Source organism: Streptomyces sp. NPDC003720, assembly GCF_042875075.1.
Taxonomy (GTDB): Bacteria; Actinomycetota; Actinomycetes; order Streptomycetales; family Streptomycetaceae; genus Streptomyces.
Genome location: NZ_JBIANZ010000006.1, coordinates 67206 through 79715, shown reverse-complemented (window position 1 = coordinate 79715; position 12510 = coordinate 67206). Strand labels below are relative to the sequence as shown.

Here is a 12510-nt window from a genome sequence, read left to right as displayed (position 1 = left end):
CGGCTCAACCGGTGAGCTGGTAGATGCTCTTGCCCACCAGCCTCCGGGCGGTGAGCCGTGCGGACGAGGACTCCCTGACCGGGACCGCGCCGGCCGCCCGGCGACGGCGCCGGCGCTCGCCGTAGAGGATCAGCGACAGGCCGATGAGCAGCTTGACCGCGAGGACGGCGGTCGAGGGCGGGGACTTGGGCGGTGGCGGCTGCCCGCCGGTGAAGGCGAGGACGATCGCGATCACCGCGACCAGACAGGCCAGCCAGCTCAGGATGAACACCAGCCCCTTCCACACGCCCTTCGCCGACGCCACGACGAGGACGAAGGCCATGAGGGGCAGCGGGTCGAGCGTGATGGCCAGGCCGATGAGCAGCAGGTCGAGCACCATGGCGGACCCCTACGTGTCGGAACACCACGAGCGTAGGCAGCGCCCGCCGGAGCGACATCTCGTGGCCGCCGCTCCCGGCCGGCGGACCGTCTCCGGGGTGCCGTGCCGGGCGCCGCCCCCCAATCTGGACGCAGCGAAAGGAGCCACACCATGCCGACCTCCGCACGGGTGCCGTCGGTGGGCCGGATGGTCGCCTGGGCGAAGTCGGCACACCGCCGGGCGGAAGGCCGCTTCCCGGTGGTCACGCATCTCGCGGACCGGATGGTGTCGGTGAACATCTTCGACTCCGGCACCCGCCTCGCCGCGCAGTGCTTCCTGACCGCGGTCCCGTTGCTCTTCGTCGTCGCGGCCTACGCGCCCGCGTCGGTGCGCCACCAGCTGATCGACTCGGTGCGGGCGGTGTTCGGGCTGACGGGCGCGGCGAACGCCGAGTTCGTGAAGGTCTTCGAACCCACGACGGGCAACCTCCAGCAGGCCACGGGCGTCGTGGGCGGCCTGATGGTCCTGCTGTCCGCCACCGCCGTCAGCCGGGCGATGCAGCGGCTGTGCAAGCGCGCCTGGGAGATCCCGCGCGCGGGCACGCACATCGCGCCGTGGCGGTGGCTGGCGTGGCTCGCGCTGTGGCTCGGGGTGCTGGTGCTCCAGGGCCCGGTCCGCGACGGGTTCGGCGTGGGCGCCTGGCTGGGCGTCCCCCTCACCCTCCTCACGCAGGTGGGACTGTGGTGGTGGACCCAGCACCTGCTGCTCGGCGGGCTGATCGGCTGGAAGCCGCTGCTGCCGGGCGCCGTGCTCACGGCGGTCGTGCTCACCGTGCTGGCGATGACCGCGCGCCTGTACATGCCGCGGGCGCTGAACAGCGCGCTGGCCGAGTACGGACCCGTCGGCTCCGTCTTCGTACTGCTGTCCTGGCTGATCGTGGTCTGCGTCGCGGGAGCCGTCAGCATCAGCGTCGGCGCCGTCATGGCCCAGGAGCCGTTCCTGGCGCACCGCCTCGGCAGCCCGCCGCCCCTGCGCGACCGCGACCCGCGAACCGCCTGAGACGCCGAAGGGCCGCCGCGCCGAAGGGCCGCCGCGCCGAAGGGCCGCCGCGCCGAAGGGCCGCCGCGCGAGAAGCGTTCCTCGTCATCGCCCGTACGGCCACTGCCGCTCGCCCGTCCGGTCTACCCAGCGCGCGTGGAACCCACGGGCCTGACGCAATGGGGATGTTCAGGCCCCTACCACGCCGGAGGCCCCACGTGCCCGCCTCACCCGACCCGCACGCACCCGGCCCCGCCCCCCAGCCCCCGACCCCGCCGGATTCCGGCTCCGAGCGCCCGGATCACCATCCGTCCTCGGCGGGCGGCCCCGGCCTTGAGCACAAGCGCCCAGCCGCGCCCGCGCCGGACTCCGGTCCCGACCGCCCGAGCCAGGCCTGGCCCGCAGGGGGCCCCGGCTCCGAACGCCCGGCTCAGGATTCGTCCGCAGCAGGCCCCGGCGGCCCTGAGCGCCCGCCCCCGGCCTCGCCCGCAGGAAATCCCGCATCCCCGCACCCGGCCCCACCCCCGCACGCGTCCGCGTCAGACCCCGGTCACCCCGGGCCGGGCCCGGGCTCAGCCGGGCCGGCTCCGGGCTCCGCCGGGTCGGCTCCGGGCTCCGCCGGGTCGGCTCCGGGCTCCGCCGGGTCGGCTCCGGGCTCCGCCGGGTCGGCTCCGGGCCCGGCCGGGTCGGGGGCCGGTTCGCAGGGCTCCGGGGCCCCGGCGCACGGGGGCGGCCCGGGCGGCGACCGGCCTCCGCCCGGCGGCGACCGGCCTCCGTCCGGCGGTGACCGGCCTCCGCCCGGGGGGTCGGCCAAGGCGGGGCCCGGTGACCGGCCTCCGCCCGGCGGTTCCCCCAAGGCGGGGACCGGGGGAGGCGCGGGGCATGTGGCGCGGGCCGTCGCCTCGGCCGTGCTGATCGTGCTGACCTGCGTGCTCGTGCCCGTCGCGTTGCTCGCCACCTGGGTGCACGACATCGTGCTGGACACCGACCGCTACGTCGCCACGGTCGACCCGCTGGCCACCGACCCCGCGATCCAGGACGCCGCCGTCCACCGCATCACCGAGGCCGTCGGCGCCCGCGTGGACGGTCAGCGGGCCGCCGCCGACATCGCCTCCTGGCTGCAGTCCCAGGGCCTGCCGCCGCGCGCCGCCGACGCGGTCAGGGGGCTGGGCCCGCAGCTCGACTCCGCCGTCAACCAGGCCGTCACGAAGACCGCCACCCGCGTCGTACACAGCGACGCCTTCGCCACGGTGTGGAACACCGCCAACCGCGCCGCCCACAACGCCGTCGTGCACGCCCTCACCGGCCAGGGCCGCGGCGCGGTCGGCGTCAGCGACGGCACGGTCACCCTGGACGTGGGCACGGCCGTGGACCGGGTCAAACAGGAGCTGGTGAACGCGGGCCTGAAACCCGCCGACAAGATCCCGCAGGTGAACAAGCAACTGGTGCTGTTCCACTCCGACGAACTCGCCAAGTTCCGCAAGGCCGCCCACCTCCTCGACGTCGTCGGCAACTGGTTCCCGGTGCTCGTCGTCGTCCTCGGCGCCGCCGGCGTGTTCCTGGCCCGCCAACGCCGAAGAGCGCTCGCCCGCACCGCGCTGGGCGCCGCCTTCGCCTGCCTGGTGGTGGCCATCGCCCTGGTCGTGGCCCGCCGCTACTACCTCGACCACCTCCCGCCCCAGGTGCAGTCGAAGGCCGCGGCCGCGGCCGTCTTCGACACCCTGCTGCACTTCCTGCGGATCAGCCTGCGCACGGCCGTCGTCCTCGGCGTCGTCATCGCGCTGGGCGCGTACTTCGTCGGGCCCGGCAGGCTGCCGGTGGCCGTGCGCGGCGCGTCCGACCACACCGCCGACTCCGCCGCGCGCTGGGCGGCCGCCCACCACGTCAGCACCGGGCGGGTCGGCTCCTGGGCACTGGCCTACCGCCGGGCCATCACCCTCGTCGTGCTGCTGATCATCGCGCTGGTCTTCGCGCTGTGGAACCACCCGACCGTGCTCACGGTCCTGCTGCTGGTCCTCGTGCTGCTCGGCGTCCTGGCCGTGCTCGCGCTGCTCGCGGCGGCCGGCCGCACCCAGCTCCACCAGGCACGCGGGCAGGCGCGCCCGCCCGGGAACGAGACCTGACCGGCGCCGCCGCGCCGGCCCGCTCCCCGGCGCGGGCGAGTGCGCGAAGCGACGCACCGGCACGTCCCGTACCCGTGCGAACTGCGCGGGGACGGGAACACTGCGATGCTGATCGTGGAGTGCAAGCGTCCATCGGCCCTCGGACGGGGGTGATGACCCCGTGGCTGCGAGACACGAGAACACACGGGGACCAGCCGTCGGGTACGTCGACCCACTGGGAGAGCCGTTTCTGCAGACCCGTTTCGCCCTGCCCGCCAGACCGGCCACCTTCCTGCGCCGGCGGCGGCTGACCGAACACCTCGACCAGGCCCTCGGCACCCCGCTGACGATGGTCAACGGCTCGGCGGGCGCGGGCAAGACCCTGCTGGTCGCGGACTGGGCCGCCCGGCTCGGACAGCCGGTCGCCTGGTTCACCAACGAGGCGGAGGACCAGGGCTGCGGGATGTTCTGGGCGTACGTCCTCCAGGCCCTGCGCGCCGCCGGGGTGTCCCTGCCCGCCGGTATCGACTGCCCCGGAGACGCCGGCCGGGTGGAGCACACCCTGCTGGCCCGCCTCGCCGACGCGCTCAGCGGGCGGGCGCGCCCCGCCGTCCTCGTGCTCGACGAGTTCGACCGGGTGACCGCCCCGCGGATCGCGGAGCAGCTGGAGTTCGTCCTGCACCACGCCGGCCCGGGACTGCGCCTGATACTCGTCACCCGCACCGAGCCGCTGCTGCCCCTGCACCGGTACCGGGCCGCCGCGGCGATGACCGAGATCCGGGACGCCGAGCTGGCCTTCACCGCCGACGAGGCCGTGGCCCTGCTGGAGCGGCACGGCCTGCGGCTCTCCGCCGAGGCCACCCGCGCCCTGGTGGAGCGCACCCGGGGCTGGGCCGCCGGGCTGCGGCTGTGCGCCATGGCCGCCCAGCAGCACCCGGACCCCGAGGCGTACCTGGCGGACTTCGAGGCCGGCCGGAGCACGATCGCCGACTTCCTCCTGGCCGAGGTGCTGAAACGGCAGCCGGCCCGGACCCAGGAACTGCTGCTGGGCGTCAGCGTGATGGAGCGGTTCTGCCCCGACCTCGCCGAGGCGCTGACCGGCACCGGCGGCGTCGAGCCGGAGCTCGCCGGACTGCACACCCAGAACGCGTTCGTGGAGGACCTCGGGCACTCCTGGTACCGGCTGCACCCGCTGTTCGGCGAGATCCTCCGGACCCATCTGCGGGTCCGCTCGCCCGGCCTCGAACCGGAACTCCACCGGCGTGCCGCGCGCTGGCTGCGGGCCTCGGGCTCCCTGCCGGAGGCACTGGCGCACGGCGCCGCCGCGAGCGACTGGGAGTTCACCACCCGTGCCCTCGTCGACGACCTGGCGATCGGCCAGCTCTTCACCGGCCTGCGGGCCGACGACCTCACCGAGCTGTTCGCCCGGATGGGGCCGGAGGTCCCCGGCACGGCGGCGGAACTGGTGCGCGCGGCGCGCGACCTGTCGGGCCGCGACGTGGACCGCGGCCTGACCCATCTGCGCCGGGCCGAGGACGGCCTGCGCGACGGGAACGGCCCGCGCACCGGGGGCGGCCGGCACGCCGGGGACGTCCCGGCAGCGTTCCCCTCCGACGCGGCGGCCCGGCTGAGCTGCGTGCTGCTGGAGGCCCTGGCGGCGCGGCTGACCGGATCGCCCGGCCGGGCCGAGAAAGCGGTGGCCGAGGCCGGGAAGCTGCGCGACGAGGTCCCCGCCCCGCTGCTGGACAAGCACCCCGAGCTGACCGCCCTGCTGCTCACCCACCTGGGCTCCGCCCGGCTGTGGGCCGGCCGCTTCGATGACGCGCGCGACGCCCTGGCCGAGGCGGCCGGCTGCCCCGGCGGGGCGTCGACGGCGCTGCCCAGGGAGGACTCCCTGGGGCAGCTCGCCCTGATCGACTATCTGAACGGCTGGCTCGGCAGGGCGGAGCGCCAGGCGCTGGCCGCGCTGAGCGAGACGGAGCGGTTCGGTCTGGGCCGCCCCGCGGACCCCGGCCTGGGACAACTGGTGCTGGCCGCGGTGGCCGTCGAACGCGACGACCTCGCGCGGGCCCGCGGACTGCTGGACGAGACGGCCGGCTCCAGGGCCGTCCCGCTCGACCCGGTGACCGCCGCCGGCCGCTCCCTGGCGACGGCGCGGCTGCTGCTGGCGCGGGGCGAGCCCAGAGCCGCCGCGGCCGTCGCCGACCCGGCCGTACCGACGCTGACGGCATCCCCCTGGGCGGAGGTGCACACCGCGCTGGTCACCGCCGCCGCCCATCTGGCCGAAGGTCGGCCGGACTCCGCCGCGAAGGTGCTGGACGAGGTGCCGTACGACGGCGAGCCCGCGTACGCGGCGGAACTGGCCGGGGCCCAGCTCGCCGCCGGCAACCGCGACGCGGCGATCGGCCTCCTCGGCCTGCTGGACGACCGGGACGGCACCGGCCCCGGGGTCACCGTCCGGGCCGCGCTGGTGCGCGCGCGGGCCGCACAGGAGGACGGAGACGAGGCCACCGCCCGCAAACTGCTCGCCCGCGCCCTGCTGGACGCCCGCGGCGAACGGCTGCGGCGCCCCTTCCTCGAGGCCGGACCACAAATCCGCCACCTCCTGGACACCCCGCCCCTGCAGGCCCTGGCCGCCGGCTGGCTCGTACCCGGCGGCTCCACGGCGCGGGCCCGTCCGGGCGCGGCGGCCGAGCCGGCGCCGCTGGTCGTCGAGGAGCTGAGCGGACGGGAGCGCGAGGTGCTGTGCCGGCTCGCCCAGATGATGTCCACGGAGGAGATCGCCGCGGACCTGTACGTGTCGGTCAACACCGTGAAGACCCACCTCAAGAGCGTCTACCGGAAGCTCGGGGTGAACCGGCGCGGCGACGCGGTGCGGCTGGCCCGCGAACGCGGGTTGATCTGACCCCGGCACGGATCGGCGAGGTGGAGCGCGTGAGACATTGGCGAGCGCTGATGGTTCTGGGCACGGCCCAGTTCCTCATGGTCCTGGACACGTCCGTCATGAACGTCTCCATCAGCCGGCTGGTCGAGGACTTCGACACCGAGGTCACCGCCATCCAGGCCGTCATCACCCTGTACGCGCTGGTCATGGCGGCGTTCATGATCATCGGGGGCCGGCTGGGCGACATCCACGGCCGCCGCCGTCTTTTCCTCCTCGGTCTCGCCGTGTACGGCACCGGGTCGGCCCTGACCGCTCTGGCGCCCACGCTGTGGGTCCTCGCCCTCGGCTGGTCCGTCATCGAGGGACTCGGCGCCGCGATGGTGCTGCCGGCCATGGCGGCCCTGGTCGCGGAGTCCTACCGGGGGAAGGACCGGGCGGTCGCCTACGGGGTGATCGGCGGGCTGGCCGGTGCGGGGATCGCGGTCGGTCCGCTGCTGGGCGGCTGGGTGACCACGTACCTGACCTGGCGGCTGGTCTTCGCGGGCGAGGTCGTGGTCGTCGTCGCCGTCCTGTGCTGCCACCGGGTGATCAAGGAGTCCCGCCGGACCCGGCCGGCGCCCCGGATGGACGTGGCCGGCGCGGTGCTCTCGGCGGCCGGGCTGGCGCTGGGCGTGCTCGGGGTGCTGCAGAGCAGCACCTGGGGCTGGGTGCAGCCGCGCAACCCGCCCTTCACCGTCCTCGGCTTCGCGCCGACCCTGTTCGTCGTCGGCGCCGGGGTGGCCCTGCTGCACCTCTTCGTGCGCTGGGAGCACGCACGGGAGGCCAGGGGCGCCGACCCGCTGGTGCACCTGCCGCTGTTCCGGGTGCCGCCCCTGCGGTCGGGGCTGCTGACCCTGCTGAGCCAGAACCTGATCCTGCTGGGGCTGTTCTTCACGATCCCCCTGTACCTGCAGGTGGTGCAGGGGTTCGACGCCTTCCAGACGGGACTGCGGCTGCTGCCGGTGTCCATCACGATGCTCGTCACGTCGCTGACCGCCGCCCGGCTCGGCCGGACCATGGGGCCGCGCCGGGTGGTACGGCTGGCCCTGCTGACGCTCACCGTGTCCATCGTGTGGCTGCTGGCCACCATCAAGCCCGCCATCGACGACGCGCAGTTCGCCGCCGCCATGGCCGTGCTCGGCATCGGCATGGGCCTGCTCGCCTCGCAGCTCGGCAACGTCGTGCAGTCCAGCGTGGGCGAGGAGGAGCGCAGCGAGGTCGGCGGCCTGCAGTTCACCGCGCAGAACCTCGGGTCGGCGCTGGGCACCGCGCTCATCGGGTCGATGCTGATCGGGGCGCTGGCCCACGCCTTCACCGCCGACGTGGAGAACGATCCGGTGCTGTCGGCGCAGACCAAGCAGCAGACCGGGGTGGCCCTCGAGGCCGGTCTCACCTTCGTGCCCACCGACCAGGTCCGCTCGGCCGCCGAGCACGCCGGGCTGCCCCCGGCCGAGGTCGACGCGCTCACCGGCTCCTACGCCTCGGCGCAGCTCGACGGCCTGAGGGCGGCGATCCTCGCCACCGGCGCGATCACCCTCGCGAGCTTCCTCGTCACGCCCGGCCTGCCGTCGGCGCCGGAGCGCGGCGCCAAGCGGCCGGAGCGCGGCGCCCCGGCCGGCGCCGGCGACCCCGTCCCGTGAGCCCGAAAGGATGCGCCGATGTCCTCGACCCGCCCGACCACCGCACGGACGCAGCGTGCCGGCCGCCACAGCCACGCCGACTACACGGGCGCCGTCTACGGCTCGATGCTCGCCGCGTCGGTGGTGATCGGCGCCGGCGGCCCGGGCAAGTTCCCCCGGGTGCAACTGGTGCTGCTGCTGGTGCTCACCGGTCTCGTCTTCTGGGTCGGGCACGTCCACGCCACGCTGTTCGGCGCCCGGCTCGCGCAGCGGTCGCTGACCGGCCCGACCGTCTGGCGGGTGTGCCGCGAGGAGTGGCCGATCGTCGAGGCGGCGGTCCCGCCGGCCCTCGCCGTCGCCGTGAGCCCGCTGCTGGGACTGGACGTGGCGGGCGCCGTGTGGCTCGCCGTCGCGGTCGCCGTGGCCGGCCAGGTGGGCTGGTCGGCGGTCGGCGCACGGCAGGCGGGAGCGTCCTGGCGGCTGGTGTCCGTCACGGCGGCGGTCAATCTGCTGCTCGGCCTGGTGATCATCGCCTTCAAGATCGCGCTGACCCACTGACCCACTGACGCGCCCGCGCCCGCGGTCGTCCGCCGATCCCGGGCGCGGCCCCCGTATCACCTGTGCCGGGTGAGGCCCGGGCCCCGGTGGCGGAGCAGGATCGCAGGTGAGACCGCAGGCGGCCCGCGGCGGGAGAACGGCACATGCGCTACGAGATCCGCGTCGATGGACACATGTCGGAGACCCTGACCAAGGCATTCCCCGAACTCGATCATGTGATGATGTCCGGCCAGACGGTTCTGTTCGGGCGGATCATCGACCAGGCGCATCTCTACGGGCTGCTGGTCCGCTTCCAGTCACTGGGACTGCGGGTCGTGGAGATGCGTCAAGTCCCCGAGTGAAGGCCGGGATCGGCTCCGGCCCGCCCCTGTCCGCTCTCCGCCGCCCGGACGCGTCCCCCCTGGCCCGCCGCCGCGACTCACACGTCCGCCGCCTCGATCCGCCCCGAGCGCGCGGCCTCGCCCAGTGCCGCGAAGTCCCGCTCGTTCTGGTCCGCGTACGCCTGCGCGAAGTGCGGCAGCGCACGGTCGAAGCGGTCCCCGCCGCCGAGGTAGGCGGCGATGGCGACAGGGTCGCCGGAGCGGGCGTGGGCCCGGGCCAGCGAGGCCCCGCACACCTGCCCGAACAGGTTCAGCAGAGCGGGGTCCATGGTGTCCGGGCGCACGATGCCCTTCCAGTCCAGCAGTTGGCGCACGTAGAAGTCCCGGCCCAGTCCGTCGAGGCCGATGACATGGGTCCAGCCCAGGAAGATGTCACTGGTCGTCTGGATGAGCCGCTGCCCGGCCACCACCCGGTGGCCCTGGTTGTCGTACCGCTGCCCGTGCGTGTACGGCGCGAGCACCGACTCCTGGGCCTCCTTGGCCTGCAGCAGCAGCGGATCGTCGTCGTCCCGGCCGAGCAGCAGCAGGATCCAGCAGCGGGTGCCGACACTGCCGACGCCCACCACCTTGCGGGCGACGTCCACCAGCCGGTAGCGGTCCAGCAGATGCCGCCGCTCCGAGGGCAGCGTGCGCGCGTACTCCTCCAGCAGCGACTGCAGGTACCGGTCCTCCTGCTCCGCCGTTTTGCCGGCCTCCAGGTCCCGCAGAGGAGTGATCAGCGGTGGGTCCGCCGCGATCCGACGCCCCTGCGGCGTCAGCGTGGTCAGCTTGGCGAAGGCCCGCATGTGGGTGCGCGAGCGGGCGCGCGCCGTCGCCTGTTCGGTGCGGCGCCTGCCCGCCTTGTCCATCGAGGAGGCCAGCAGTTCGCGCATCCGGTCGGCGTCGTCCTGGGCGTACCAGACGTCCAGCGTGCGCATGCGGGCGAACTCCCGCATCCGCTCACGGTAGGCACGCACGCAGCGGAGCACCGCCTCGTTCTGCTGCCGGGCCGGGAAGCCGTTGGCCTGGCCCGCGATGACGAAGCTGGCCGCCAGCCGCTTCACGTCCCACTCGAACGGACCCGGGCAGGTCTCGTCGAAGTCGTTGATGTCGAAGACCAGATGCCGTTCCGGTGAGGCCAGCAGCCGGAAGTTCAGCAGGTGCGCGTCGCCGCACAGTTGCACCTGCAGCCCGGTGCCGGGCAGCGGGCCGAGATCCGCCGCCATGACCGCCGCGGCCCCTCGGTAGAAGCGGAACGGGGATTCGAGCATCCGGCCGTAGCGGATCGGCACCAACTCCGGCAGCCGCGTGGCCGACTGATGTTCCAGCACCTCGATCACGTCCGGCCGGTCCGGCGCGGGCTCGAAGACGCCGTGGGCCGAACGCGGCACGTGGGAGCGGGCGTTCCGGCCCCGGGCCATGCGGTCGCTCAGCGACCGGGAGCCGGTGACGGCACTCGGTGCGGTCATGTGCGTGCCCTCCTCGTGCCTCACCCCGTGCCACTCCACCCCACCCGTTCCGCCCGGTGGGAGGGATCACCCGTGGTGGGTGATCCCTCCCGCCCCCCGGAACGGAATGCTGGCCGTCGAGGGGTTCGCGCGCCGCCCCGCCTGGCGGTCCGGAGACGCCCCCGTCGCTCACGCGAGGAGGAGCCATGACCGAGTCGCGTGGTGCGGCACCGGGCAACGGACCGTCGCATGCGTTCGGCGGGGCGGCCGCCGGACCGGGACAGGGGCCGGGGGAGGCCATGACGGTGCTCGCCCGGTCCTGGCTCTGGATCCTGGGATCGGCGCTCGTGACGCTGGTCCCGGGAATCCTCATCCTGGTCTGGCCGGACGAGACCCTGCACGTCCTGGCCGTCCTCATCGGCCTCTACCTGCTGCTCATCGGCGCGCTGCGGTTCGTCACCGCCTTCTCCCGGGAGGGAGCCGGGGAACGGCTGCCCGGACTGCTCATCGCGCTGCTGTTCGTCCTCGCCGGGGTGCTCTGCCTGCGCAACCCGCTGCAGACCATCGCCGCGCTGTCACTGATCGTCGGGCTCGCCTGGCTGGTGTCCGGCATCCTCACGCTCTACACCGCGATCTCCGCCGAGGACCTCCCGCACCGCGGGGTGGTCCTCGGCGGAGCGCTGCTCGGCATCGTCGCCGGGATCGTGGTGCTGGTCCTGCCCACCGAGTCGGCGCGGGCGCTGACCCGGCTGCTCGGGCTGTGGCTCATCCTGCTGGGCCTGGTCGAGCTCGCGGTCGCCCTGGCCTGGCGGTCCGCGCTGCGCAAGGCGGGCACCGCGCAGGCCGCCCCGCGGCACGCGCCGTGAGACACCCCGGGGGGCGCCCGGCGAGACGCCCCGCGAGGCGAGCCGGGTCCGTGCGGCCCGCACCGCCGGCGGGCGGCGGCCGCACGGACCCGGCTCGCCGTCGCGCCCGCCGCCGGACGGCGGTGGCGCCCGGGGCCACGATCACCCGCCTCGGGTGAGGCCGGCCCGCCCCGCCCCGCGCACGCTGGGATCGGCAGACAACGCCCCGGCCGGCTCGACAGGCCGGAGCCCCGGACTGAGGAGAGAAATGAGCGCGCAGACCTACCTCGCGTACGACTATCCACTGCTGAGCGCCTTCTGGACGATGCTGGTGTTCTTCCTGTGGATCATGTGGTTCGTCCTGCTGTTCCGGGTCATCGTCGACGTGTTCCGTGACGACGGCATGAGCGGCTGGGCCAAGGCCGGCTGGACTCTCTTCGTGATCGTGGTGCCGTTCCTGGGCGTCCTCGTCTACCTGATCGCCCGCGGCAGGGGCATGGGGGAGCGGGAGATGAACCAGGCACGGGCCCAGCAGGCGGCCTTCGACTCCTACGTCCGGGAGACCGCGCTGGGCGGCGCGGACCGCAGGAGCAGCGCCGACGAACTCGCCAAGCTGTCCGAGATGCGCACGCGCGGCGACATCAGCGACGACGAGTTCCGCAGGGCGAAGGAACTGGTCCTCAGCGGCGGCGGCGGCACGGGCACCGGCACCGGCTCCGGGACGGCGCAGCAGCCCGCCCGCGGCGTGCCGACCTCGTCCGGCCGCTGAGCACCTCCCACCTCGACGAATGGAGGCACTGGTATGACCGCACCGCGCACCAGCACGCACACCGGGACCGCCAAGCAGCAGTGGGCCGGCGGACTGACGGCCTTCGCGGGCATCATGCTCATGATCGCCGGACTGCTCAGCCTGTTCCGCGGCATCATGGCGATCGCCCAGGACGACGTCTTCGTCACGACCCCGAACTACGTCTTCAAGTTCGACCTCACCAGCTGGGGCTGGATCCACCTGGTCCTCGGTGTGATCGCGGTGGCCGTCAGCTTCGGTCTGTTCGGGCCGTCGACGTGGGCACGGGTCGCCGGCGTGGCCATCGCCGGGCTCGTCATCATCGCCAACTTCCTGTCCCTGCCGTACTACCCGGTCTGGTCGGTCGTGATGATCGCGCTGTCCGGCTTCATCATCTGGGCCCTGTGCGTCGTCAAGCGCGACGACGCCGCCACGATGCCCTAGTCCGTGTCCGCGAAGCCACGCCCGCGCGG

At 74.3% G+C, this 12510-nt stretch carries 11 protein-coding genes; 9 read left to right on the top strand and 2 right to left on the bottom strand.

Going from position 1 to position 12510, the window contains the following annotated elements; all coding sequences use genetic code 11:
* Window positions 1–4: 4 nt before the first annotated feature.
* On the bottom strand, window positions 5–379 hold the full coding sequence (locus tag ACFYU0_RS17795) for a GAP family protein (RefSeq protein ID WP_389302079.1): 375 nt from the start codon (window positions 377–379) through the stop codon (window positions 5–7).
* 150 nt (window positions 380–529) lie between these two features.
* On the opposite strand from ACFYU0_RS17795, the gene ACFYU0_RS17790 reads away from it, so the two are divergent.
* The 6 genes from ACFYU0_RS17790 (at window position 530) to ACFYU0_RS17765 (ending at window position 8939) form a co-directional block, all read left to right on the top strand.
* A complete protein-coding gene (locus ACFYU0_RS17790; RefSeq protein ID WP_351671653.1) occupies window positions 530–1417 on the top strand; it encodes a hypothetical protein in 888 nt (295 codons plus the stop codon).
* 863 nt (window positions 1418–2280) lie between these two features.
* Window positions 2281–3519: a hypothetical protein gene (locus ACFYU0_RS17785; RefSeq protein WP_351671650.1), complete on the top strand. Its 1239-nt coding sequence runs from the start codon at window positions 2281–2283 to the stop codon at window positions 3517–3519.
* A gap of 160 nt (window positions 3520–3679) precedes the next feature.
* Window positions 3680–6403 carry a LuxR C-terminal-related transcriptional regulator gene (locus tag ACFYU0_RS17780; RefSeq protein WP_389302076.1) on the top strand — a complete coding sequence of 908 codons (2724 nt, stop codon included), beginning with the start codon at window positions 3680–3682 and terminating at the stop codon, window positions 6401–6403.
* 29 nt (window positions 6404–6432) lie between these two features.
* Entirely contained in the window at window positions 6433–8061 is a 1629-nt protein-coding gene (locus ACFYU0_RS17775) for an MFS transporter (RefSeq protein WP_389302073.1), read from the top strand.
* Window positions 8062–8079: 18 nt separating this feature from the next.
* Entirely contained in the window at window positions 8080–8598 is a 519-nt protein-coding gene (locus ACFYU0_RS17770) for a hypothetical protein (protein WP_389302071.1), read from the top strand.
* A 143-nt stretch (window positions 8599–8741) separates the two neighbouring features.
* Window positions 8742–8939: a hypothetical protein gene (locus ACFYU0_RS17765; RefSeq protein ID WP_351671639.1), complete on the top strand. Its 198-nt coding sequence runs from the start codon at window positions 8742–8744 to the stop codon at window positions 8937–8939.
* A gap of 77 nt (window positions 8940–9016) precedes the next feature.
* Here the strand turns inward: ACFYU0_RS17765 and ACFYU0_RS17760 are convergent, their stop codons facing one another.
* Window positions 9017–10426, bottom strand: a complete 1410-nt coding sequence (locus ACFYU0_RS17760) for a DUF2252 domain-containing protein (protein WP_389302068.1) — start codon at window positions 10424–10426, stop codon at window positions 9017–9019.
* A gap of 185 nt (window positions 10427–10611) precedes the next feature.
* Between ACFYU0_RS17760 and ACFYU0_RS17755 the strand changes: the two genes are divergently transcribed.
* From ACFYU0_RS17755 to ACFYU0_RS17745, 3 genes are all read left to right on the top strand, one after another.
* The gene (locus tag ACFYU0_RS17755) at window positions 10612–11271 is read left to right on the top strand and encodes a DUF308 domain-containing protein (RefSeq protein ID WP_351671633.1); all 660 of its coding nucleotides are present in this window, start codon (window positions 10612–10614) and stop codon (window positions 11269–11271) included.
* Window positions 11272–11518: 247 nt separating this feature from the next.
* The gene (locus ACFYU0_RS17750) at window positions 11519–12019 is read left to right on the top strand and encodes an SHOCT domain-containing protein (protein WP_389302065.1); all 501 of its coding nucleotides are present in this window, start codon (window positions 11519–11521) and stop codon (window positions 12017–12019) included.
* Between the two features lie 33 nt (window positions 12020–12052).
* Complete coding sequence (locus ACFYU0_RS17745; RefSeq protein ID WP_351673532.1) at window positions 12053–12481, top strand: hypothetical protein; 429 nt, start codon at window positions 12053–12055, stop codon at window positions 12479–12481.
* Window positions 12482–12510: the final 29 nt, after the last annotated feature.